The 22,246-nt window shown below is 70.9% G+C and carries 18 protein-coding genes; 5 read left to right on the top strand and 13 right to left on the bottom strand.

Features of this window, described 5'->3' with window-relative positions:
* Positions 1 to 14 precede the first annotated feature (14 nt).
* Complete coding sequence (locus tag BLW32_RS05040) at positions 15 to 1,844, top strand: DUF3556 domain-containing protein (RefSeq protein WP_068740853.1); 1,830 nt, start codon at positions 15 to 17, stop codon at positions 1,842 to 1,844.
* On the top strand, positions 1,841 to 3,304 hold the full coding sequence (locus BLW32_RS05035) for a phytoene desaturase family protein (protein WP_068524005.1): 1,464 nt from the start codon (positions 1,841 to 1,843) through the stop codon (positions 3,302 to 3,304). The genes BLW32_RS05040 and BLW32_RS05035 overlap by 4 nt, the downstream gene beginning before the upstream one ends.
* Here the strand turns inward: BLW32_RS05035 and BLW32_RS05030 are convergent.
* The 3 genes from BLW32_RS05030 to BLW32_RS05020 form a co-directional block, all read right to left on the bottom strand.
* The gene (locus tag BLW32_RS05030; RefSeq protein WP_139286077.1) at positions 3,294 to 4,742 is read right to left on the bottom strand and encodes an acyltransferase; all 1,449 of its coding nucleotides are present in this window, start codon (positions 4,740 to 4,742) and stop codon (positions 3,294 to 3,296) included. The two genes, BLW32_RS05035 and BLW32_RS05030, sit on opposite strands and share 11 nt — an antisense overlap.
* Positions 4,743 to 4,876: 134 nt before the next feature.
* Positions 4,877 to 5,596 (bottom strand): 3-hydroxybutyrate dehydrogenase, encoded by a 720-nt coding sequence (locus BLW32_RS05025; RefSeq protein ID WP_068741216.1) that lies wholly within the window; start codon positions 5,594 to 5,596, stop codon positions 4,877 to 4,879.
* A 5-nt stretch (positions 5,597 to 5,601) separates the two neighbouring features.
* A complete protein-coding gene (locus tag BLW32_RS05020; RefSeq protein ID WP_068740852.1) occupies positions 5,602 to 6,963 on the bottom strand; it encodes an MFS transporter in 1,362 nt (453 codons plus the stop codon).
* A 121-nt stretch (positions 6,964 to 7,084) separates the two neighbouring features.
* Between BLW32_RS05020 and BLW32_RS05015 the strand changes: the two genes are divergently transcribed.
* Together BLW32_RS05015 and BLW32_RS05010 are read left to right on the top strand one after the other, a co-directional pair.
* Entirely contained in the window at positions 7,085 to 8,026 is a 942-nt protein-coding gene (locus tag BLW32_RS05015; RefSeq protein ID WP_068523999.1) for a LysR family transcriptional regulator, read from the top strand.
* Between the two features lie 15 nt (positions 8,027 to 8,041).
* Entirely contained in the window at positions 8,042 to 11,278 is a 3,237-nt protein-coding gene (locus tag BLW32_RS05010; protein WP_068740851.1) for a DEAD/DEAH box helicase, read from the top strand.
* A gap of 17 nt (positions 11,279 to 11,295) precedes the next feature.
* On the opposite strand, the gene BLW32_RS05005 is transcribed toward BLW32_RS05010, so the two are convergent.
* The 4 genes from BLW32_RS05005 to BLW32_RS04990 are packed head-to-tail and all read right to left on the bottom strand — an operon-like array spanning position 11,296 to position 13,442.
* Positions 11,296 to 11,805: a GNAT family N-acetyltransferase gene (locus BLW32_RS05005; protein ID WP_114515002.1), complete on the bottom strand. Its 510-nt coding sequence runs from the start codon at positions 11,803 to 11,805 to the stop codon at positions 11,296 to 11,298.
* A gap of 57 nt (positions 11,806 to 11,862) precedes the next feature.
* A complete protein-coding gene (locus BLW32_RS05000) occupies positions 11,863 to 12,237 on the bottom strand; it encodes a VOC family protein (RefSeq protein ID WP_068523995.1) in 375 nt (124 codons plus the stop codon).
* Between the two features lie 33 nt (positions 12,238 to 12,270).
* Complete coding sequence (locus BLW32_RS04995) at positions 12,271 to 12,867, bottom strand: dienelactone hydrolase family protein (protein ID WP_068740850.1); 597 nt, start codon at positions 12,865 to 12,867, stop codon at positions 12,271 to 12,273.
* Positions 12,864 to 13,442, bottom strand: coding sequence for a TIGR03086 family metal-binding protein (locus BLW32_RS04990; RefSeq protein ID WP_068523991.1), 579 nt, complete (start codon positions 13,440 to 13,442; stop codon positions 12,864 to 12,866). Before BLW32_RS04990 ends, BLW32_RS04995 begins: the two co-directional genes overlap by 4 nt.
* A gap of 63 nt (positions 13,443 to 13,505) precedes the next feature.
* Between BLW32_RS04990 and BLW32_RS04985 the strand changes: the two genes are divergently transcribed.
* Positions 13,506 to 14,423, top strand: coding sequence for a helix-turn-helix transcriptional regulator (locus tag BLW32_RS04985; protein WP_068740849.1), 918 nt, complete (start codon positions 13,506 to 13,508; stop codon positions 14,421 to 14,423).
* On the opposite strand, the gene BLW32_RS04980 is transcribed toward BLW32_RS04985, so the two are convergent.
* From BLW32_RS04980 to BLW32_RS04950, 6 genes are all read right to left on the bottom strand, one after another.
* A complete protein-coding gene (locus tag BLW32_RS04980; protein WP_211132814.1) occupies positions 14,420 to 15,133 on the bottom strand; it encodes a FadR/GntR family transcriptional regulator in 714 nt (237 codons plus the stop codon). The genes BLW32_RS04985 and BLW32_RS04980 overlap by 4 nt on opposite strands.
* Before the next feature lie 35 nt (positions 15,134 to 15,168).
* Entirely contained in the window at positions 15,169 to 16,890 is a 1,722-nt protein-coding gene (locus tag BLW32_RS28060) for an SDR family oxidoreductase (protein ID WP_231857324.1), read from the bottom strand.
* On the bottom strand, positions 16,887 to 18,194 hold the full coding sequence (locus BLW32_RS04965; protein ID WP_068740848.1) for an enolase C-terminal domain-like protein: 1,308 nt from the start codon (positions 18,192 to 18,194) through the stop codon (positions 16,887 to 16,889). Before BLW32_RS04965 ends, BLW32_RS28060 begins: the two co-directional genes overlap by 4 nt.
* Before the next feature lies 1 nt (position 18,195).
* Positions 18,196 to 19,047 (bottom strand): fumarylacetoacetate hydrolase family protein, encoded by an 852-nt coding sequence (locus BLW32_RS04960; protein ID WP_068740847.1) that lies wholly within the window; start codon positions 19,045 to 19,047, stop codon positions 18,196 to 18,198.
* 349 nt (positions 19,048 to 19,396) lie between these two features.
* A complete protein-coding gene (locus tag BLW32_RS04955) occupies positions 19,397 to 20,752 on the bottom strand; it encodes an alpha-L-fucosidase (protein ID WP_068740846.1) in 1,356 nt (451 codons plus the stop codon).
* Positions 20,753 to 20,817: 65 nt separating this feature from the next.
* Positions 20,818 to 22,236, bottom strand: a complete 1,419-nt coding sequence (locus BLW32_RS04950; protein ID WP_068740845.1) for a hypothetical protein — start codon at positions 22,234 to 22,236, stop codon at positions 20,818 to 20,820.
* Positions 22,237 to 22,246 lie beyond the last annotated feature (10 nt).

Here is a 22,246-nt window from a genome sequence, read left to right as displayed (position 1 = left end):
CAAGGAGAGTCATCATGGGATTCAAGGATCCGGTGTTTCCCGCAGTGGAACCCGAGGAATTCCTCCAGCGCCCCCTCATGGAACGCATCCGCGTCCTCAGCACGCAGTGGGCCGAATTCGGCTTCGGCACCCCGTACATGATCCACGTGATCTACGTCGTCAAGCTGTTCGTCTTCTACGGCCTCGGCGGCGTGGCGCTGGCCACGCTCACCTCCGGGATGCAGCCCTTCGCCCTGGGCGAATGGTGGAACCAGCCCATCGTGTACCAGAAGCTGGTGCTGTGGACGGTGCTGCTGGAGGCGATCGGGGTCGCGGGCTCGTGGGGCCCGCTCGCCGGCAAGGCGAAACCGATGACCGGCGGAATCCTGTTCTGGGCCCGGCCCGGCACGATCCGGCTGCGCCCTTGGAAGTGGGTCCCCGGCACGAACGGTGATCGCCGCACTCCCTTCGACGTCGTCGTGTATCTCGCGATGCTGGTCTCGCTCCTGGTGGCCATCGCGCTGCCCGGGGTGCGGGGCCTCGGCGGTTTCGACGGCGCGATGGCCGCGCTCGGCATCGACGCCTCGCACGGCCTGATGCGCCCCGAGTTGCTGATCGCACCGGTCGCGCTGCTGATCCTGATCGGGCTGCGCGACAAGACGATCTTCCTCGCCGCGCGCGGCGAGCAGTACCTGCCGCCGATGCTGGCCTTCGCGATTCTGCCGCTCCTCTTCGGCGAGCACGGCTTCGTGAACATGATCATCGCGCTCAAGCTGGTCATCGGCGTGGTCTGGGTCGGCGCGGGCCTGTCCAAGTGCAACCACCACTTCACCATGGTCATCCCGCCCATGGTCTCCAACAGCCCGCTCGTGCCCGGCAGTTGGTTCAAGAAGCTGCAGTACAAGGACTTCCCGCAGGACATGCGCCCGTCCGGCTTCGCGCGCTTCATGGCGCACGGCCCCGGCGTGGTCGTCGAAATCATCGCGCCGCTGATCCTGCTGTTCTCGACCAACCGCACCGTGACCGTCGTGGCGGCCGTGTTCATGTGCCTCTACCACCTGTTCATCATCTCCACCTTCCCGCTCGCCGTGCCGCTGGAGTGGAACCTGCTGTTCGGCTACACCGCGATCTTCCTGTTCATCGACTTCCCCGCCGACAGCGGCTACGCGCTGTGGGACATGAACCCCGCCTGGCTCACGATCGTCATCACCGCGGGCCTCGCTTTCTTCCCGATCCTCGGCAACTTCCGTCCGGACAAGGTCTCGTTCCTGCCGTCGATGCGCCAGTACGCCGGCAACTGGGCCACCGCGCTGTGGACCTTCACGCCGGGTGCGGAGGAGAAGCTCAATCGGGTCACCCGGTCCGCACCCAACCAGATCGACCAGTTCATCGCCGCCGGCTATCCGCCGCTGTGGGCGGAGATCACATTGCAGATGACCATCGGCTGGCGCTCGCTGCACAGCCAGGGGCGCGGCCTCTTCTCGGTGCTGCTCGCCACCCTGCCCGACATCGACAGCCGCACCGTCCGGGAGGCCGAGTTCCTCTGCAACTCGATCCTCGGCTTCAACTTCGGCGACGGACATCTGCACGACGTGGACATGATCCGCGCGGTGCAGGACGAGGCGCGGTTCGAGCCCGGCGAATGCGTCATCGTCTGGGTCGAATCCCAGCCGGTGCACAAGAAGACGCAGGCGTACAAGGTGATCGACGCCGCCCTGGGCGTCGTCGAGGAGGGCACCTGGAACGTGCACGAGGTCACCGAGACGCAGCCCTGGCTGCCCGACGGCCCCACCCCGCACACCCCCACCTGGTCGAAGATGCGCACCGGCACGCCCAGCGGCGATCGTCGGGCGGTCGGGGCATGAGCACCGCCACCGTCGTCGGCGCCGGCCCCAACGGCCTCGCCGCCGCCATCACCCTGGCCCGTGCGGGAGTCGACGTCACGGTCCTCGAAGCGGCCGGCACCGTCGGCGGTGGCATCCGCTCCTTCGAAGGCATCGTCCCGGGACTGATCCACGACCACTGCGCCGCCATGCATCCCATGGCCGTGGGCTCGCCGTTCCTGAGGTCGCTCGACCTCGCGCGGCACGGCCTGCGGTGGCGCTCCGCCGACATCGATTGCGTGCAGCCGCTCGACGACGGCACCGGCGGGGTGCTGCGGCGGTCCGTCGCCGAGACCGCCGTCGGTCTCGGGGCCGACGGTGCGCTGTGGCGGGGATTGTTCGCCCGCACTGTCGAGAACATCGACAAGGTGGGTCCGGCGATCCTCTCGCCCCTGCTCCGCGTGCCGAAGCACCCGATCCTCCTGGCGCGCTTCGGGGCGGCGGCCCCGCTGCCCGCGTCGCTGCTGGCCCGCGCGTTCCGCACCCCGCAGGCGCGAGCGCTGTGGGGCGGCATCGCCGCGCACACCTTCCGGCCGCTGCATCAGCCGATGACCTCGGCGATCGGGCTGGGCCTGCTGTCGGCCGGCCACGCCTACGGCTGGCAGGTGGCCGAGGGCGGCTCCGGGGCGATCGCCACGGCGCTGGCGGCGGAGCTCACCGAGCTCGGCGGCGATATCGAGACCGGTGCCCGCGTCACGTCGCTCGGCGACCTGCCGGGCAGCGATCTCGTGCTCTTCGACCTGGATCCCGCGCAGGTGGCCGGCATCGTCGGCGATCGGCTGCCGAACCGGGTGCGACGTGCCTTCGAGCGCTTCCGGCGCGGGCCCGGGGCGTTCAAGGTGGATTTCGCCGTGCAGGGCGGTGTCCCCTGGAGCAACGACGATGCGCGGCGCTCCAGCACTGTCCACCTCGGGGGCGAGTACGCCGAAACGGCGGGGAGCGAACGGGAGATCGCCGCCGGGCGGATGCCGGAGCGGCCCTTCGTCCTCGTCGGCCAGCAGTACCTCGCCGACCCCACGCGCAGCGCCGGGGATGTGCACCCCGTCTGGTCCTACGCCCACGTGCCGAACGGCTACACAGGCGACGCCACCGAGGCCATCATCGCCCAGATCGAACGCTTCGCCCCCGGCTTCCGCGAACGCATCGTCGGCACCGCCGTGTGCTCCACCACCGAGATGTCCCGCTACAACGCCAACTTCGTCGGCGGCGACATCAACACCGGTTCCAAAGACCCGCTCCAGCTCGTCTTCGGGCCGCGGATCACCCTGCAGCCCTACGACCTCGGCGTGCCCGGCATGTACATCTGCTCCGCCGCAACACCACCCGGCCCCGCCGCCCACGGCATGTGCGGATACCACGCCGCAACCCGCGCGCTGGCGGGATTGCGCCGGGCGGAGGGACGGCGGCAGACGGGCGGGTGGCGCGCGAGCGCTAGGACGTGACGACCGCGGGGCGGGCGCCCGCAGGGCCGGCGAAGACCGTGCGGCCGAGGGCCTGCCAGAGCAGCAGGACCGCGCCGAGGGTCACCGAGACCGCGCCGGCGGGCACGTCGAGCGGCCAGTAGAAGAGCGCGCCGATCACGATCATCGCGACGCCGATGCCGATCGAGACGTTCCGGCTCTGCTTCGCCATCGGGATCATCTTGCGGCCGGTGGTCCACAGGCTGACCGGCGTGCGGCGCAGCACCTCGCTGATCGCGACGGTGAAGAACGCGGTGACGATGAACGTGCCGATGGTGAGGATCGGGGCGTAGACGTCGAACCGGAAGCGCTGGATCGTCGGCGCAAGCTCCTGCAGCGCGAAGGCGTGCACCAGGAAGATGCCGAAGGAGCGGTCGGAGGCGGTCTTGAGGAACTTGTCCCAGAAGGAGCCCGCGGTGCGGTAGTCGGACCAGTAGGTGCCGGCCGCGTAGAGCGCCAGGATGATCATCACGAACATCACGGCGGCGTAGGGGCGGAAGACGTTCGCCGCGTCCGTGGGGAACATCCCGACCATGCTGGTCTTATAGCCGTACGCGATCAGGGTGACGATGACGACGCCGATCGCGATCGTGATGACGCGCCCGCGGAAGCGCGAGAACCAGGCCCGCACCTCCTCGATGTGCATGGCCGCGACACAGCCGAGCAGGGTGAAGAACTGGTACGGGAAGATCGTCGCCGGCAGGTGGTTCCACAGCTTCGCGAGCAGCCCGTAGTTGAACATCTCCGGGCGCGCGGTGGTCATGTAGTGCAGCAGGATCAGGTGGAAGACGAAGCTCGCCGCCAGCAGGTACTTGTGGTACCCCATCGTCCAGCGGAGGAACTTCAGCAGGAACGGGAAGATCAGGTACACCTGCATCGTCACGAAGACGAAGTAGAGGTGGTACCAGGCGTCGCCGGTGAACAGGTCGTAGGCGAGCACCTTGAGCGCGGCCTTCGTCGACTCCCACGTCTCGAACGTCCGCGTGACGTTGGAGAACGCGGGCGGCCACATCACGTACATGTGATAGAGCCAGTAGAAGACGCTCCAGGTCAGGAACGGCAGGCCCACCGCCTTGTACCGGCGGCGCCAGAAGTCGATCGGGTCGAGCTTGCGATCGCGGTACTGGTACACCAGCACGAAGCCGGTCAGCGCGAAGAAGGCGTTGCGCGTGTAGTGGAAGATCGTCTGGATCGCGTTCGAGGCGACGCTGAACGGGAACGTCGTGCCGGAGACGCAGTGGTCGAAGATGACGCCCGCGAAGGTCACGATGCGCACGATGTCGAGCTCGTACAGGTGCCCGCCGGCGCGCTTGGGCTTCGACGGTGCCGCCGCCGCTGGTGCACTCGCGGGCGCGGGCTGCTCGGGCGCGGGCGTCACCGCCACGGGCTCAGGCGTCGGCTCGACGCCGCGTTCGCTCATCGTCTGGTCCACACCCACTGATCAACAATCCTGACTACAGCACAGCAATACCTGGTCACAGGCCCTTCGTACGGTAGCCGTTGCGACTGCGGCGTTCCAACTCAGGCGCGCATTGCCAGGAGACTGCCAGGCGATCAGTTGGCCGTCCAGCCGCCGTCCATCGTGTACGCGGCGCCCGTGACCATCGCGGCGGCGGGGCTGCACAGCCACGCGACCAGGCCCGCCACCTCGTCGGGCTCGATGAGGCGCTTGATCGCCGGGCGGGCGAGGAATACCTCGTCGGTCACCCGCTGCTCGCTGATCCCGTGGGCGGCGGCCTGCTCGGCGATCTGCTTCGCGACCAGCGCGGTGCGCACGTAGCCGGGGTTCACGCAGTTGCTGGTGACGCCGCGCTCGCCGCCCTCGAGCGCGGTGACCTTGGACAGGCCCTCCACGCCGTGCTTCGCCGCGACGTAGGCGGCCTTGTACTTCGAGGCGCGCAGCCCGTGCACGGACGAGACGTGGACGATCCGGCCGAAGCCGCGCTCGTACATGCCGGGCAGCGCGGCGCGGGTGAGAAGGAACGGCGCCTCCAGCATCAGGGTCAGGATGCGGTGGAACCACGCCGGGTCGAAGTCCTCGATCGGCGCGACGTGCTGCACGCCCGCGTTGTTGACCAGCACGTCGACGTCGAGGCTCAGGTCCGCGAGGGCGGCGGTATCGGTGAGGTCGAGCGCGAGCGCGGTGCCGCCGATCTCCCCGGCGAGGTCCGCGGCCGCGGCCCCGTCGCGATCGACGACGGTGACGGCGGCACCGTCGGCGGCGAGGCGGCGCGCGACGGCCGCCCCGATCCCCGCGGCGCCGCCCGTCACCATCGCCTTCACGCGCGCGCCCCGGTGGCCCGCTCCGCCCGCAGGGCCGCCCGGTCCTCCTCGTCGATGGTGGCGAGGTCGATGCCCTTGGTCTCCCGGACGAAGAAGACGGCCAGGAAGGTGATGCCGCAGGCGATGGCGAGGTAGACCGCGACCGGCACCGACGAACCGAAGTCCTTGAGCAGCTTGGTCGCGATGATCGGCGCGAGCGAGCCGGCGACGACCGAGGTGACCTGGGCGGCGACCGAGACGCCCGAGTAGCGCATGCGGGTCGGGAAGGACTCCGCCATGATCGCGGGCTGCGGCGCGTACATCAGCGCGTGGAACATGAGGCCGATCGTCACGGCGGCGACGACCACGACGCCGTGGCCGGTGTCGAACATCGGGAAGGCGAAGAAGCCCCACGTCGCGGCGAGCGCCGCGCCCAGCCAGTAGACGGGGCGGCGGCCGACCCGGTCGGTGAGCGCACCCGCCAGCGGCATGACCGCGAAGTGCACGGCGTGCGCGATGAGCAGCCACATCAGGATGTCGGAGGTGTCCATCTTCACGACGGTCTTGAGGTACGTGATCGAGAAGGTGACCACGAGGTAGTAGAAGATGTTCTCGCCGAAGCGCAGGCCCATGGCCGAGAGCACGCCGCGGGGGTAGCGCTTGACGACCTCGACGACGCCGTACGAGACGGCCTTCTCCTTCTCGATCTCCTGCTGGGCCTCCTTGAACAGCGGCGACTCGTCGACCTGGGTGCGGATGTAGTAGCCCACCAGGACGATCACGGCCGACAGCCAGAACGCGACGCGCCAGCCCCAGGCGAGGAAGTCGGCCTCGGAGAGGACGTTGGTCAGGATCAGCAGCACGACGGTGGCGGCCAGGTTGCCGCCCGGAACGCCGGCCTGCGGCCACGACGCCCAGAAACCGCGGGACTTGTTCGGGCTGTGCTCCGCGACGAGCAGTACCGCGCCGCCCCACTCGCCGCCCACGGCGAAGCCCTGGATGAAGCGCAGGACCACGAGCAGGAAGGGCGCCCAGTAGCCGATCTGGTCGAAGGTGGGCAGGCAGCCCATGAGGAAGGTGGCGACGCCGACCATGAGGATCGAGACCTGCAGCAGCTTCTTGCGGCCGAGCTTGTCGCCCAGGTGGCCGAAGACGATGCCGCCGATCGGCCTGGCCGCGAAGCCCACCGCGTAGGTCACGAACGCCGCGATGATGGCGTCGTACTCGCTGGCGCCGGCCTTGAAGAAGATCTTGTTGAACACCACCGTGGCGGCGATGCCGTAGAGGAAGAACTCGTACCACTCGACGACCGTGCCGGCCATCGACGCGGCGACGATCTTCCGGAGCCCGCGCGGCTGCTCCAGGTCGGTCTGCGTCATATCCACTCCTTGTGCGACGGATCACGGCGCCGAACGGATGTGACGCACGCCATGCTCAACGCAGTATGTATGGATAAAATCGCACACACAATGCCCACATCCGCGGATCGGATCTGCATCCATGCACACTCCTGAGCCGAGCGCCGACGGCCTGCTCACCCTGCTGGCCGTCGCGCGGACCGGTCGCTACACCGCCGCGGCCGACCTCCTGGGCATCAACCACACCACCGCCTCGCGCCGGGTGGCGGCACTGGAACAGGCGCTCGGCGGGCCGCTGCTGGCCCGCGGCGCCGCCGGGTGGGAGCTCACCGAGCTGGGCCGCTCGGGCGTCGCCGCGGCGGAACGGATCGAGGCGGTGCTCCACGGCCTCGACGCCGACACCGCCGACGACCTGCACGGCAAGGTCCGCATCGCCGCGACCGACGGCTTCAGCGCGCGCGTCGTGGCGCCCGCGATCGCGGAACTGGGGCGCGCGCACCCGCGGCTGTCCGTCGACCTGCTGACCGTGACGCGCCGCGCACCGTCGACCCGCTCCGGCGTGGACATCGAGGTCGTGGTGGGGCGGCCCGAGACCTACCGCGTCGAGCCCGAGCTCCTCGCGCCCTACCGGCTCGGCCTGTACGGCTCGCGGGAGTACCTCGCCGCCGACGGGACCCCGGAACGGTCGCGCGACCTGGCCGGGCGGCCCCTGGTCTACTTCATCGACTCGATGCTCACCGTCGACGACCTGGACCTCGCCCGCGTCCTCGTGCCCGACATGACCGACCGGCTCAGCTCGACGAACGTCCTCGTCCACGTCGAGGCCACGTGCGCCGGCGCCGGGCTGGGCCTGCTCCCCTGCTTCCTCGCCGACGCCCGCCCCGACCTGGTGCGGGTGCTGCCCGACGAGGTCTCCGTGCAACTCGAGTACTGGATGGTGGTGCGGCCCGAGGCGACGCAGCGGCGCGAAGTGGCCGCGGTCGTCACCGCCCTGCGCGCGCAGGTGGCGTCGATGCGCGGCGTCCTCCTGGGCGATCCGGGCCCCCGCCGCACGGCGCTGCGGGGGTTCACCGACCCGCGCTAGACTGTCCGCTTGACCATGAGCGCATCGACTGCCGGCGGAGGGCCCTCGTTCACCCCCGAGGACCTGATCGGATTCTTCGGGGGGCCGACCGTGCGTCGCGCCGGCGAGTACGTGGGCACCGGCCTCATCGGCGACCTCGAATGGGACGACGAGAAGCGCCTCGTCACGGGCGTCGTCGCCGGCACGTTGGAGTACGACACGCAGGTCTCGATCGCCCCCACCGCACACAGGTGGCGACCCGTGCGGAGCATCTGCACCTGCCCGGTCCAGATGAACTGCAAGCACGGCGCCGCGCTGCTGCTCGAACTCACCGCGGAGGACGTCGAGGAGAGCGAGATCCCGCAGCCGGATCCGTGGGAGCGCCAGCTCGCCGCCCTGCTGCCCGAGGCCCCGCGCGCCAGCGCCGCCGTGCTGCCCGTCGCGCTGCAATTCGACGTCGACGAGCGCGGCGTCGTCTCCGGCCAGCGCCTGCAGGTGCGGCTCGCGACGCCCGGCATGCGCGACGGCTCGTGGGTGGCGGGCGACGTCCGCTGGCGCACCATCGCCACCGCGCCGCGCGTCGCGCCCGCGCAGCGCGACGTCCTCGCGCCGCTCGCGCAGCTCATCACCTGGTCGCTGTACGGCGTGGACGCGTGGGCCGACCTCGGCATGGTCGACACCCCGCTGCTGTGGGACCAGCTGCGCGCCGTCCGCGACGCCGGCGTCCCGCTGCTGAACAAGAAGGCGCGCGGCAGCGTGATCCTCGGCCCGCCGACGCGACTCGGCCTCGTCACCCGTTCCGTGGGCGGAAGCGTCGAGCTGGACCGGGAGGTCGACTTCGGCGACGGCCCGCGGCCCTTCACCGGCGGGCTGCTCGGCGCCCACCGCGCCCTCGGCGTCTTCCAGCAGGACGGCGACGTGCTGCGGCTCGCCCCGCTCGACCCGCCGCTGACCGCGCAGCACACGACCGCGCTGCGCCGCTTCACCCCGGTGCAGGTGCCCGCGGAGGCGGTGCCGGAGCTGCGCGAGAAGTACCTGCCCTACCTCGCGGCCGTCGCACCTGTCCGGGATCCGGACCAGTTGGTCGGCGAGGTGGAGGTGTCGGGCCCGGAGTTGCTGTGCACGGCCCGCTACTACCCCGAGGCCGCCGAGCTCGAGGTCGACTGGAAGTGGCGGTACACCGTCGGCGGCGAGACCCGCGACTTCGTCCTCGGGCGCGAGCCGGCCGGCCTCGCGGACGCCGTCGGGCAGCAGCGGATCACCCGGGCGATGGCCGTCGCGCTGCGCGAGGCCGCCGTCGGCGTGGACCACTCGCAGGGCTTCTACCGGGGCACCGAGGCCGCGGTGTGGCTGGCCGAGGTCGCGCCCGTGCTGCGGTCGGTGCCGTCGGTCGTCGTGGAGGTCGCCGACGATCCCGGCTTCCGCTGGGCGCAGAGCTCGGCGTCGGTGTCCGTGCGGGTGCGGTCGGAGTCCGACAACGCGTCGACGGACTGGTTCGACCTCGAGGTCGCCGTGGAGGTCGACGGCGAGGAGGTCCCGTTCCGGGACGTCTTCACCGCCGTCGCCGCGGGCCACGACACCCTCGTCACCCCCGGCGGCGTGCTCGCCCGCATCGACGGCGAGCGCTTCGACCGGCTGCGCGAGCTCATCGGCGAGGCGCGGGACCTGCCGGCCCGCGGTGCGCGCCGCGGCGCGCGGTCCGGCACGCCCGGCTCCGACGACCGGGGACTGCGGATCAGCCGGTTCCAGGCGGGCCTCGTCGACGACCTCGCGGACCTCGCCGACGCCACCGACTTCGACGGTGACTGGTCCCGCCGGGTGGGCGCCCTGACGGCGGGCGACCTGGCACGGCAGGAGGCACCGTCGACCCTGCGGGCCGAGCTCCGGCCGTACCAGCGCGACGGCCTGGACTGGCTGTCGTTCTTGTACGACAACGACTTCGGCGGCATCCTCGCCGACGACATGGGCCTCGGCAAGACCGTGCAGACGCTCGCGCTGATCTGCCGCGCGCACGAGCGCGCGCCGGAGCGGCCCGGCCCGTTCCTGGTGGTGGCGCCGACGTCGGTGGTGAGCAACTGGGCCGCGGAATGCAGGCGGTTCGCGCCGCACCTGTCGGTGGCGGTGGTCTCCGAGACCGCTCGGAAATCGGGCACGTCGATCGCCTCGGCGGTCGCGGGCGCCGACCTCGTGCTGACCTCGTACACGCTGCTGCGGCTTGACGCCGAGGAGTACGCGGCGGTCTCGTGGGCGGGCGTGATCCTCGACGAGGCGCAGTTCGTGAAGAACCCGCGGTCGAAGGCGTTCGCCGCGGTCTCGCTCCTGGACCGGGCGTTCACGCTCGCCGTGACGGGCACCCCGATGGAGAACCACCTCGAGGAGCTGTGGGCCCTCACCGCGCTGACGGTGCCGGGGCTGTTCCCCGGGCGGTCGTGGTTCGCGGAGGAGTACCGGCGGCCCATCGAGCGCGGCGGCGACGACGACCGGCTGGCCCGCCTGCGGCGGCGCGTGCGCCCGTTCATGCTGCGCCGCACCAAGGACCTCGTGGCGAAGGACCTGCCGGAGAAGACGGAATCCGTGGTGCAGGTGGAGCTCTCGGAGGAGCACCGCCACACCTACGACCGGGTGCTCGCGGACCAGCGGGCGAAGCTGCTGGGCCTGCTCGACGACTTCGAGGGCAACCGGTTCGAGATCCTGCGGTCGCTGACGATGCTGCGCCGGCTCGCGCTCGACCCGTCGCTGGTGGACGAGGAGCTGGCGGTGGAGGACGTCGCCAAGCTCGACTACCTCACCGACAAGCTGGACGAGCTGCTCGAGGAGAAGCACGCGGTGCTGGTGTTCAGCCAGTTCACCGGATTCCTGCGCAAGGCCGCCGAGCGGCTCGACGAGGAGGGCGTGGAGTACGCCTACCTCGACGGCTCGACCACCGATCGGCCTGCGGCGATCGAGAAGTTCACCTCCGGCGAGGTGCAGGTCTTCCTCATCTCGCTCAAGGCCGGCGGCTTCGGCCTGAACCTGGTGCAGGCCGACTACTGCTTCCTCCTGGACCCGTGGTGGAACCCGGCGGCGGAGGCGCAGGCCATCGACCGCGCACACCGCATCGGTCAGACGCGCAGCGTGATGGTCTACCGGCTGGTCTCCGCCGACACCATCGAGGACAAGGTCATGGCGCTCAAGGAGCGCAAGGCCGCGCTGTTCGAGTCCGTCGTCGGCGGCGAGGGCGGCTTCGACGCGCGCCTGGCCGCTTCCGACATCCGCGCGCTGTTCGAGGACTGAGCGGGCCGCGCCCGCCGTCAGGCGGGCGACCGAGCAGGTACGAGAAGCCACGCCCAGAGCGGACCGTCCTCGGATTCGACGACCTCGCCCGCGCGCTCGAACCCGAGGGCGGCGAGCACCCCGGTCGACGGCGACGGAGCCGCGAGGGTGTGCGCGACGATTCGCTCGGCACCCGCCGCGAGAGCCCGCGCGGCGAGGGCGCGCGCCGCGCCGACCGCGAGGCCGCGCCCGCGGTGTTCCGGCGCGATCTCGTAGCCGATCTCGACGGTGCCGCCGACCGGCGGCCCGTGGTAGCCGCCCGACCCGACGAGATCACCCTCCTCGGAGAAGAACAGGTACATCGACCACTCCGCCGGGACGCCGTTCCGGAGGACGGCCAGCGTGTGCTCGATCGCCTCGGGGAACTCCGGCCAGCCGTCGGGGATCGGCGCTCCGATCAACCGCTCGAACTCCGCGGGTCCGCGGTGCAGCGCCTCCAGCTGGGTCACGGTCGCGGGAACCACACGCACGGTGGGAGTCGACGTCATCCGTCGAGGATCCACCGCCGCGGCCGCCTCGGGCAACCGATTTCGCGGCCCGCGGCCTCAGGCAGCGGTGAGAGCCTCCAGGGCGTGGCCGTCGGGCGAGCGGAAGTAGACGCCGCGGCCGCCGAAGCGGTGGTTGATCTCGCCGACCCCGGAACCGTCGGGCTGGGCGTAGAAGCCCAGGCCGCGCTCGGTGATCCGCGCGAAGATCTCGTCGAACTCCTGCTCCGAGACGAGGAAGGCGTAGTGCTGCGGGTGCACCGGCCCCGGCACGGTCATGACGTCGAGGACGACGTCGTTCGCGAGGCGGACCTGCTGGAAGTGGCCGCCGCCCACGTCCACCGGATCCTCGAGACCGAGCAGTTCGGTGAGGAACCGCGCGGTCTCGAGGTTGTCGGTGGCAGCGACGATGGTGTGGTTCAGTTCGATGCTCATGCCTCGACGCTAGGACCTCAACCGGCGTTCATGTCAATGGCTAACGGCCGAATTCCCGCCGCCGATGAACCGCAGCACCGCGCCCCAGAACGCCGCGGTGGCGGCACCGTCGAACTCCGCCGGGAGCGACGGATCCGTGAAGAGGTGACCGGCGCCGGGGTACTGGAGGTACTCCCCGATCGCGCCCGCCTCGCCGACGGAACGCAGCACCGACTCGACGGAGCCGGCCTGCAGGAACGGGTCGTCGAGCGCGTAGTGCAACTGCGCGGGCACGCCCTGCGGCCAGTGATCCTGGCCGATCACGTCCAACGGCAGGGCTCCTGAGCAGAGCACCGCCCTCGCGACGGGCCGATTGCCCGCGACGTAGGTGGCCATGCCTCCACCGTTGGAGAAGCCCATGACCACCAGGTCCTCCGGCAGGCCCTCGACCGCGGCGAGCGCCGACGCCATGAGCGCCGGGTAGCCGATCCCCTCGGCGAACGCCGAGGCCTCCTCGTACGAATCGAAGACGCGGCCGTCGTACTGATCGACGACGTGCACCACGTGCCCGGCGGCCCGCAGACGATCCGCGGCGTCGCGGACGCCCGGGCGCACGCCGAGCACGGAATGGAACAGCGCGACGGTGCTCATGCGGTGGCCGCCCAGTGGTGGCCGTTCCAATTGGCGAGGCGCTCGGTGGGGCCGGCGCCCTCGCGCGGCTCGACGACCGGCCCGAAGGGCACGTCGCCGCCGCGAACGGCGGGCAGCACGTTCTTGACCACCGCGAGCACGCCCTCGGGCAGCGCGGGCTCGGGGAACTCGGCGTTCTGACCGGTGGCGACCGCGAGGTCCCAGCCGTGCACGAGGGTCTCGTTGACGTACATACCGAGCGCCGCGAACCCGGGGACGACGCCCCACGGCACCGTGACCTCGCGCTCGAGCGGGGCGGCGTCCCAGGCGGCGAGTGCGCGCTCGCGGGTGGCCCCGTAGGTGGCGGCGTCGTGGTCCTCCGCGAGGAAGGGCTGGCCCTCGACGGTGGCGGATTCGGCGAGGGCGACGGCGCGCAGGCCGACGGCGTTCATGTGCTGGGCCAGGGCGCGGACGTCGAACTCGTCGCAGGGCGTGGGCAGCGCGAGCTGCTCCTCGGTGATGTTCGCGAGCAGGGACTGCACCCAGGCGGAGACGGCGGCGTAGGAGGGGCGGGGATCAGTGGCTGTGTTCGTCATGGGAACGATTCAACCGGCCTAACATGACACCTTCTGTCATCTTTGTCTGGCAATCTGAGGTCCATGCGCGCCGACCGTCTCCTGTCCGTCCTCATGCTGCTGCGCCACCGCGGCACCATGACGGCCGCGCAGATCGCCGCGGAGCTGGAGGTCTCCACCCGGACCGTGCTGCGCGACGTCGAGGCGCTCGGCGTCGCGGGCGTCCCCGTCTACACCGATCGCGGGCGGGGCGGCGGCATCAGCCTGCTCCCCGGCTACCGCACCGACCTCACGGGCCTCACGCTCGACGAGGCGAAGGCCCTGCTCGCGGGGGCGCCCGACTCCCCCGCCTTCGCGGGCGCGATGCGCAAGGTGGCGGCGGCGCTGCCGGAGGCGCACCGTCGGGAAGCGGCGGCCGCCGCCCAGCGGATCCACGTGCGCCCCGACGGTTTCGCCCGCGCGCCCGAGCCCGACCCGCACCTCGGCGAGCTGCAGCGCGCGGTCATCGACGGGCTGCGGGTGCGGGCCGTCTACCGGCCGCGCGGCGGCGCCGCGGCGGAGCGCACGCTGGACCCCGTCGGGCTGGTCCACGCCGGGCAGGCCTGGTACCTCATGGCCCTGCGCGACGGCGAGCGCCGCACGTACAAGACCTCGCGGTTCACGTCCGTGAGCGTGCTCGACGAGCCCGCCCGGCGCCCGGCCGACGTGGACCTGGCCGCCGAGTTCGAGGAGTCCCGCGCTTCGTTCCGCTCCGGGCACGAGGCGGTGCTCGTCGAGCTGCGCGCCGACGAGTACGGCTGGACCAAGCTGTCCGGGTTCGGGACGGTCGTCACGCCGCCCGGGCCCGACGGTGCCGGCACGCTCGGCTTCAGCGACATCGGTCGCGCGGTCTGGACGCTGTGGGGCGCGCTCCCGCACGTCGACGTGCTGGGGCCGCCGGCGGTGCGCGCCGCACTCGCGGCCCGGCTCGCCGAGACGGCCGCGGTACTGGGCGCCGGTTAGGGCGCGTCGTCCGCCATCGCGCGCCGGATCCATCCCTCGACGCCGGCGATGTGCACCGTCGCGCACGCACAGGCGACGTCGGCCTGCCCGGCGACCAGTGCGTCGTAGATCTGCCGGTGCTCGGCGATGGTGCGAGCGCGGGCGTCCTCCTGCTCGGTGCCGCGCCAGATCCGGGCGCGCAGGGTGGGCGCGGAGAGACCCGAGATGAGCGCCCGCAGTACGGGATTGCCGGACGCCTCGGCGATGGTCTGGTGGAACAGGATGTCCTGCTGCACCAAGGTCTCCACCGACGCTTCGGGTCCGCCCAGCGCCAGCGTCCCCTCCAGGACGGCGAGCGCCTCGTCCGTGATCCGGTGCGTCGCCATCGCGGTGGCGGCCGGCTCGAGGATGCGCCGCACCTCGAAGAAGTGCAGGACCGAGTCCTCCTGCTGGAAGTCGACGACGAACCCCATCGTGTCGAGCAGCAGGGTCGGCTCGAGGCTGGTGACGTAGGTGCCGTCGCCCTGGCGCACATCGAGGATCCGGAGCATCGCCAGCGCGCGGATCGCCTCCCGGAGGGAGTTGCGCGACAACCCCAGTCGCGCGGCGAGGTCGGCCTCGCGCGGCAGGCGACTCCCGGCGGGCAGCTCCCCGTCGGTGATCATCTCCTTGAGCTTGAGGATCGCGTCGTCCGTCCGCGAGATCCGCCCTGCACCCTCGTTGGTCGACATCGATCAATCGTAGCGGCGAGAGAGTGCGGGCGGCCTCACAACGCGGCCTCGAGGTCGGACCAGAGCGCATCGGGCGGGGGCGCCGCCAGCAGGTCGAGGTCGGCGCGGACCTCGTCCGCCGACCGCATGCCGAGCAGCACGGTTCGCACGGCGGGGTGCCGCAGCGGGAAGTGCACCGCGGCGTGCGGCAGCGTCGTACCGTGCTCACGACACACCGCGGCCAGCCGGCGCGCCCGGTCGAGGACGCGGAGCGTCACCGGCGCGTAGTCGTACGTGGCGCCGGGCCGCGGGTCGGCCGTCGCGGTGATACCCGAATTGAACACGCCACCCGCGGCCACCGAGACGTCGCGCTCGAGGCAGGCGGGCAGCAGGTCGTCGGCCGCGCTCCGGTCGAGCACCGTGTACCTGCCCGCTATGAGGACCGCGTCGAGGTCGGTCTCCCGGACGAAGCGGGTGAGCATCGCCGACTGATTCATCCCGGCGCCGTAGGACGCGATGACGCCCTGCCTGCGCAACTCGTCCAGCGCCGGGAAGGCGCCGTCCATGGCCTCGGCGAAGTGCTCGTCGGGGTCGTGGACGTAGACCACGTCGATGCGGTCGCGGCCGAGCCGTTCCAGGCTCGACTCGATGGAGCGCAGCACACCGTCGCGGCTGAAGTCCCATACCCGCTCGACATCCGCAGCGACGGCGAAGCCCTCCACGTCGCCGTCGCCGCGATGCTCGGTCGCGGGCTGGAGCAGGCGGCCGACCTTGGTGGAGATCACCACGTCCGTTCGGTCCTCCAGTGCCGCACCGAGCCTGCGCTCGGAGAGGCCCAGGCCGTAGTGCGGCGCGGTGTCGTAGTAGTCGATGCCGGCGTCGGCGGCGGTCCGCACCGCCTCCGTCGCCGCGGCGTCGTCGACAGCGGTGAACAGGTTCCCGATCGCCGCGGCACCGAAGGAGAGCGGCGCCACCTTCAGGCCCGCACGGCCGAAGGGTCGGGGCGCCCTCATGCCCCCCCTCCGCGGAGGGATCCGGAGGCCGCTCATGCCGCCGTCGACAGCGAGCGAGGTACCGGTGGTGGCGGAGGAGCCGGGATTGAGCAGGTAGCAGATCGCGCCCGCCACTTCGGCGTCCGTGACCAGTCGGCCTGTGGGCTGGCGTTGCCGCAGCTGTTCGGCCTCAGCGTCCGGGTCGGTCGCCGCCTCGAGCAGCCGGCGCACCCACGGGGTGTCGACGGTGCCGGGGTTGACGCAGTTGAACCGGATCCCCTCGCGGACGTGGTCCGCCGCCATCGCGCGGGTCATCGCCTCGACCGCACCCTTCGATGCGCTGTAGAGCGCGCGGCCGGGAAGGCCGGCGGTCGCGGCGATCGAGCAGGTGTTGACCACGGCGGGATTCTCCGACCGGCGCAGGTGCGGCAGCGCCGCCCGGGTCACCCGGACCGTCCCGAGGACGTTGACGTCGAGCACCTTCCGCCAGTCGTCGAGCGTTCCCGCCTCGACGGTGCCCTGCGCGCCGATCCCGGCGTTGTTCACCACACCGTCGATCCCGCCGAGGTACTCGGCCGCGGTGGCGACGGCGGCGATCACCGACTCGTCGTGGGCGACGTTGCAGGCGACGCCCATGGCGTCGGGCGGCGCGTCGTCCGGCTGGAGATCGAGCACGGCCACGACCGCTCCACGCACCATCAGCTCCTCCGCCGTCCGCCGACCGATCCCCGAGGAGCCGCCGGTCACGACGGCGCGGAATCCCGCGAATTCGTCTGCGTTGCTCATTGTGCTTCCTTCCATGCCTCCCCGTCGGGGAAACCGAATCGCACGAGCGTCTCCGACCGGATCTGCGCCGAGAAGCCGGGCGCCGCGGGGGCCGCGTAGGCGCCGCGCACGATGCGCACCGGGTCGAGGAAGTGCTCGTGGAGGTGGTCGACGTACTCGATGTTGCGGTCCGTGGTCGTCCCGGAGACGGCCACGAAGTCGAACATGGCGAGGTGCTGCACCAGTTCGCACAGTCCGACACCGCCCGCGTGCGGGCACACGGGGATGCCGAATTTCGCCGCCAGCAGCAGGATCGCGATGTTCTCGTTGACCCCGGCGACACGGGTGGAGTCGAGCTGGAGCACGTCGATCGCCTCGGCCTGGAGGAACTGCTTGACCAGCACCCGGCTGTGAGCGTGCTCGCCGGTCGCGATGCGGACCGGTGCCGCGCGGCGCCGGATCGCGGCGTGCGCCAGCACGTCGTCGGGCGCCGTGGGCTCCTCGACCCACCACGGATCGAATTCGCGCAGCCGCTCGATCGCGGCGACCGCTTCGTCGACGTCCCACCGCTGGTTCGCGTCGACGGCGATCCGCACGCCGTCGCCGACCACGGAGCGCGCGAGGGCGAACCGCCGGACATCGTCGTCGATGTCGGCGCCGACCTTCAGTTTGATCTGCGTGAACCCCTCGGCCACCGCCTCTTTCGCCAGCCGCGACAGCTTCTCGTCCGAATAGCCGAGCCAGCCGGGCGACGTGGTGTAGGCCGGGTAGCCGTTCGCGCGCAGCGTCGCCGCACGCTCCGCGCGGCCCGGCTCGACGGCCGTGAGGAGCGCGAGCGCCTCGTCGGGCGTGAGGGCGTCGGTGAGGTAGCGGAAGTCGACGAGGTCGACGATCTCCTGCGGGCTCAGTTCGGAGAGGAGCTGCCACAACGGCAGACCGGCGCGCTTGGCACGCAGGTCCCAGAGGGCGTTGATCACGGCGCCGATCGCCATGTGCATGACGCCCTTCTCCGGGCCGAGCCAGCGGAGCTGCGCGTCGTAGACGAGTTCGCGCCACATCCCCCCGAGGTCGGCGAGCACGGCGTCGACGTCCCGCCCGAGCACGTACTGCCTCAGCGCCTCGATGGCGGCGCGCTGCACGTCGTTGCCGCGGCCGATGGTGAAGACGAAGCCGTGGCCCTCGAGGCCGTCGCCCGCGTCGGTCTCCAGGATCAGGTAGGCCGCCGAGTAGTCGGGGTCGACGTTCATCGCGTCGGATCCGTCGAGGTCGGCCGAGGTGGGGAACCGGACGTCGAGCGTGCGGAATCCGGTGAAGACGCCGGGCATCTCAGGCCTCCTCGAGTAGGGATCGGTGTCCGCCGAGCAGATCGATGTAGGTCTCGATCACGTCTCCGCGACGGAGGTAGGGCTTCGGGTCCGGATAGCCGAAGGCCACGCCGGCGGGGGTGCCGGTATTGACCACGTCGCCGGGCTCGAGAACCATGAAATGGCTGAGGTAGCGAATGATCTCGCCGACACCGAAGATCATCTGCGCGGTGCTCGCCTTCTGGCGGATCTCACCGTTGACGGAGAGGCGGATGTCGAGCAGCTGCGGGTCGGGGATCTCATCGGCCGTCACGAGCTCGGGTCCGAGCGGGTTGAACGTCTCGCAGTTCTTGCCCTTGTCCCAGGTCCCGCCGCGGTTCATCTGGAAGTCCCGCTCGGAGACGTCGTCGGAGACCGTGTATCCGGCGACGCACGCGAGCCCCTGCTTGGCGTCGTCGAGATACCTTGCAGTACTTCCGATCACGGCGGCGAGCTCCACCTCGTAGTCGGTGGCCGACGAGCCGCGCGGAATCAGCACCTCGTCGTACGGACCGACGATCGTCGCCGAGGTCTTGAGGAACATCACCGGCTCGGCCGGCTCCTCGTGCTGCGTCTCCTGCGCATGCGCGAGGTAGTTGACGCCGATGCAGACGATCTTCCCCGGGCGAGCGACGGGCGCGCCGACGCGCAGCCCGGCGGGATCGAACTCCGGCAGCCGTCCGGCCCGGAGCGCGTCGGAGAGCAGGCGCTGCGCGTCTCCGAGGGTCGCCGGGTTGTAGTCGGGGACCACGGCGGAGGCGTCGAACCACCGCCCGTCCCCCGTGGACACGATCGGGCGCTCGGCACCCGTCTCCCCGACTCGTCGCAGTCTCATCGACTTCCCTTCGTGGTGATGGCGGCGGGTGGTCGATCACGACCCCGGCCGGCGGACTGTGGATCTCTAGCACCGGACATCCGCGACCGGTACGCGCGGTGCGGACTCGGCCGCACTGTGATGTGGGCTACAGGTTTCAGTTTAAAGATCGGATGTCTGTGGGTCAATACCCGCGGACTTCCCGGAAGGATTCGCGAACAACCGGGTGTTCACCCAGACATCATTGGATGATTAGCGACGAAGCGCACCCCCGCCGAATCTTCCTCGCAAGAGCGAGCGGGGCCGTGGCACCCCGTGCCACGGCCCCGCCTCGACGACGGCCCGCCGCGAACACGCGGGCCGGCACGGGTCACCCGTCGACGGCGTCGAACACGACGACGTGAGGGCCGATCGCGGGCACATCCGGGAGACGGACCAGCATCCCGCTCTCCGTCGCCACACAGGGGACGGCCGTGCCGTCCATCAGGGCCGCGGAGTCCGGGACGACGGTGTGTGCCGCCACCGCGAGGGGGACCTCCCCCGACGCGTCGACCACGGCGAAGAGACGGGAGTCCTTCGCGGTCCATCGCACCCACGGGGCGTCCGAAGGGGCGGCCCGGTCCTCGGCGACCGGCCGGGTGCCGAACACCGCGTCGCCGTACACCGCGTTCCACCCGCCCAGAGCGGACAGGACCTCCCGCTGCTCCTGCGGTACCGTGCCGTCGGCCTTCGGACCGATGTTGAGCAGGAGGTTCCCTCCGCCGGCGACGATGTCGACGAAGTACCTGATCAGGTCCGGCCCGGAGATCCGGTGCTCCGCGGTCTCCTGCGCGTTGTATCCGAAGGAGTAGCCGATGCCCCGACAGTTCTCCCAGGCCTCTCCCGGCACGTGGGTGTCCAGCTGGTACTCGGTGGTCCGGAAGTCCCAGTGGGTCCTCCCCCACCGGTCGTTGACGACCCCGTCGGGGGCCGCCGCGTAGAAGCGGTCGAAGAGGTCGATCAAGCTGTGCGGCCCCGGGGTCTTACCCTCGTCGGGCCAGTCGATGTCTCCCCACAGCACGTCCGGCGCGTACCGGTCGATGAGGTCCACCACGTGGCGATACGCGTACTCCGCGTACTCGGCCCCCGTGGACCGGCCCTTGACCTCGTCCTCGGGCGAGTCCGGCTTGTCGATCATCGGCGGCGCGGGGACCGCGTGCCAGTCGATACCTCCGGAGTAGTAGGCACCGAAGCGCAGGCCCTTCCGCCGGACGGCGTGGGCGAGCTCGCCCACGATGTCCCGCTTCGGTCCGCGCCGGACGGTGTTGAAGTCGCCGGATCCGGGCGCGTCCCACAGGGCGACACCGTCGTGATGCTTGGCGGTGGGGATGAAGTAGCGCGCTCCGGTCGCTCGCGCGAGCTCCGCGATGTCGTCCGGGTCGAACGATTCCGCCCGCCATCGGTCGAGAAGGCTCTCATAGGGGAGGTCGCCGTACGTCTCGCGGTGGTGGCGCTCCGCGGTACTGCCCTCGATCCGGATCGAATTGGCGTACCACTCCGCGTAGGGATGCCGCTCGAACGTGGGAGATTCGTCCGGGGTTCCGAATTCGCCGGACGGCTCCGCCCAGGCGGGCACGGCGTACACGCCCCAGTGCATGAAGATCCCCAGTTTGGCATCGAGAAACCACTGCGGGACGTCGCGGTGCAGGTGCTCGTACTCGGTCGGTGGTGCGGTCTTCGTGGACATGGTCGTCCTTCACTCTTCCCGGTGTCGGTGGGTGTTGTTGGTGTGCGCGGAACAGGGATCGGGCATTAGAGCGCTCGCGAATCGAGCTGCGCGATAACCTCTTCGGCGACAGGATCGAGCACACCGGGGTACCACATGAGGATGTCGAGCGTCACGGCGACGGAGTGCCGCCGCGCCTCCTCGACGAAGTCACGCAGACCGCCCCGCGCCCAATCATCGACGTCGACGCGCTGGTCCGGATCGTGCACGCCCCATTCGGGCTGCAGAGTCGGCATGGCGTGCGCGACGAGTCCCGCGTACGAGCCCGCGCGATGCGTTCCGTCGGCGGCGATGTCGGTTCCCTCGACCTCGCGCGCGCCCTCACCGAAGTGGATGTCCTGGAAGTCGGTCAGCCGCGGCAGGATCCACGAGTTGACGCTGAGCAGTCGCCCCGGATTCCCGGCACGCGCCGCGACCGCCAACTCCTCGAAGTCCATCGGGTAGTAGCAGACCCCGTCGTCCAGGAACCACCCGTCGAGGTTGCCGCCGTACCGTTCGCCGAGTTCCCGGAGCACCCGGCGCGTGTTCCCCAGCGCGGCGGAGCGGTCGCCGATACCGTTCCGAGTGAACGAGTCCGGCCAGTTCTGTTCGCGCCACCACTGGGTCGTGGCGTACCCCTTGTGCTCGTCGTGGCCGAGGTGGAAGTACAGGAAGAACATGATGCCGCGGGCCTGCAGGGCCGCCGCCAGTTCGCCGATCAGGTCGCGTCGCGCCGTGAGTCCCTCGCCGGCGACCTCGTCGACCGCCGTGCACGGAGCGGCGAGGAGGAAGCTCCACCACGTCGCGGACCAGACCACGTGGCCGGCGCCCAACTCCTTCATCCGGTCGGCGAAGGCCTCGACGTCGAAATCGTCGACGTGACGGTCCAGCGGCGGGAGGTCGTCACCCGACCGCGGGTAGGACCACGGACCGTACTGGAACATGATCCCGAAGTCGGACTCCCGCCATCGGCGCCGGGTCTCCGCGGACGCGGCCCGGAAGGCCTCGACCCGGTCCGCGAGGGCATCGGCGTCCGCCTCGTGCACGAGCTCGACGCTCCTGATCGCCACCGTGTCCGAACCGTCGGCCTCGACGGCGATGGACAACTCGTGAGGTCCGGGCGTCAGGGCGACGGTGCCGACCGCGACCCGCTGCCAGCCGTGCTCGTGGCCCGCTTCCCCGTCGACGCGGACCGCGGGCTGCGGCCGACCGTCGACCGCGATCGTGACACCCGCATCGGTGTGCACCCGGATCACGGCATGAACGGCGTACTGCCCGGTGCGCTGCACGTCGATCGGCCACACGGCGTCCATGTTCCCGGACGCCTCCGCCCAGAAGAACTTCGGTCGCACCGAGTGCTCGCTCATCCGGGCCGTGTCGGGAACGTTGGGAGCGCCGGCGAGGAGCACCTCGACCACCCCGTGGGTGTGGTCCCCGACGGGCAGGCGCTCTGGGTTCTGTTTCACTGTCGATGAT

It is taken from the genome of Tsukamurella tyrosinosolvens (assembly GCF_900104775.1).
GTDB lineage: Bacteria > Actinomycetota > Actinomycetes > Mycobacteriales > Mycobacteriaceae > Tsukamurella > Tsukamurella tyrosinosolvens.
Note: the sequence above shows the minus strand (reverse complement) of the source record. Positions and strands in the feature narration are given on the sequence as shown.

Coding starts and splice junctions, on each gene's coding strand:
- BLW32_RS04955 (WP_068740846.1), bottom strand. CDS start 20,752: ATGTCCACGAAGACCGCACCACCGACCGAGTACGAGCACCTGCACCGC.
- BLW32_RS05035 (WP_068524005.1), top strand. CDS start 1,841: ATGAGCACCGCCACCGTCGTCGGCGCCGGCCCCAACGGCCTCGCCGCC.
- BLW32_RS05000 (WP_068523995.1), bottom strand. CDS start 12,237: ATGAGCATCGAACTGAACCACACCATCGTCGCTGCCACCGACAACCTC.
- BLW32_RS05020 (WP_068740852.1), bottom strand. CDS start 6,963: ATGACGCAGACCGACCTGGAGCAGCCGCGCGGGCTCCGGAAGATCGTC.
- BLW32_RS04995 (WP_068740850.1), bottom strand. CDS start 12,867: ATGAGCACCGTCGCGCTGTTCCATTCCGTGCTCGGCGTGCGCCCGGGC.
- BLW32_RS05015 (WP_068523999.1), top strand. CDS start 7,085: ATGCACACTCCTGAGCCGAGCGCCGACGGCCTGCTCACCCTGCTGGCC.
- BLW32_RS05010 (WP_068740851.1), top strand. CDS start 8,042: ATGAGCGCATCGACTGCCGGCGGAGGGCCCTCGTTCACCCCCGAGGAC.
- BLW32_RS04960 (WP_068740847.1), bottom strand. CDS start 19,047: ATGAGACTGCGACGAGTCGGGGAGACGGGTGCCGAGCGCCCGATCGTG.
- BLW32_RS04965 (WP_068740848.1), bottom strand. CDS start 18,194: ATGCCCGGCGTCTTCACCGGATTCCGCACGCTCGACGTCCGGTTCCCC.
- BLW32_RS05025 (WP_068741216.1), bottom strand. CDS start 5,596: ATGGTGACGGGCGGCGCCGCGGGGATCGGGGCGGCCGTCGCGCGCCGC.
- BLW32_RS28060 (WP_231857324.1), bottom strand. CDS start 16,890: ATGAGCAACGCAGACGAATTCGCGGGATTCCGCGCCGTCGTGACCGGC.
- BLW32_RS04990 (WP_068523991.1), bottom strand. CDS start 13,442: ATGACGAACACAGCCACTGATCCCCGCCCCTCCTACGCCGCCGTCTCC.
- BLW32_RS05005 (WP_114515002.1), bottom strand. CDS start 11,805: ATGACGTCGACTCCCACCGTGCGTGTGGTTCCCGCGACCGTGACCCAG.
- BLW32_RS04980 (WP_211132814.1), bottom strand. CDS start 15,133: ATGTCGACCAACGAGGGTGCAGGGCGGATCTCGCGGACGGACGACGCG.
- BLW32_RS05040 (WP_068740853.1), top strand. CDS start 15: ATGGGATTCAAGGATCCGGTGTTTCCCGCAGTGGAACCCGAGGAATTC.
- BLW32_RS04985 (WP_068740849.1), top strand. CDS start 13,506: ATGCGCGCCGACCGTCTCCTGTCCGTCCTCATGCTGCTGCGCCACCGC.
- BLW32_RS05030 (WP_139286077.1), bottom strand. CDS start 4,742: ATGAGCGAACGCGGCGTCGAGCCGACGCCTGAGCCCGTGGCGGTGACG.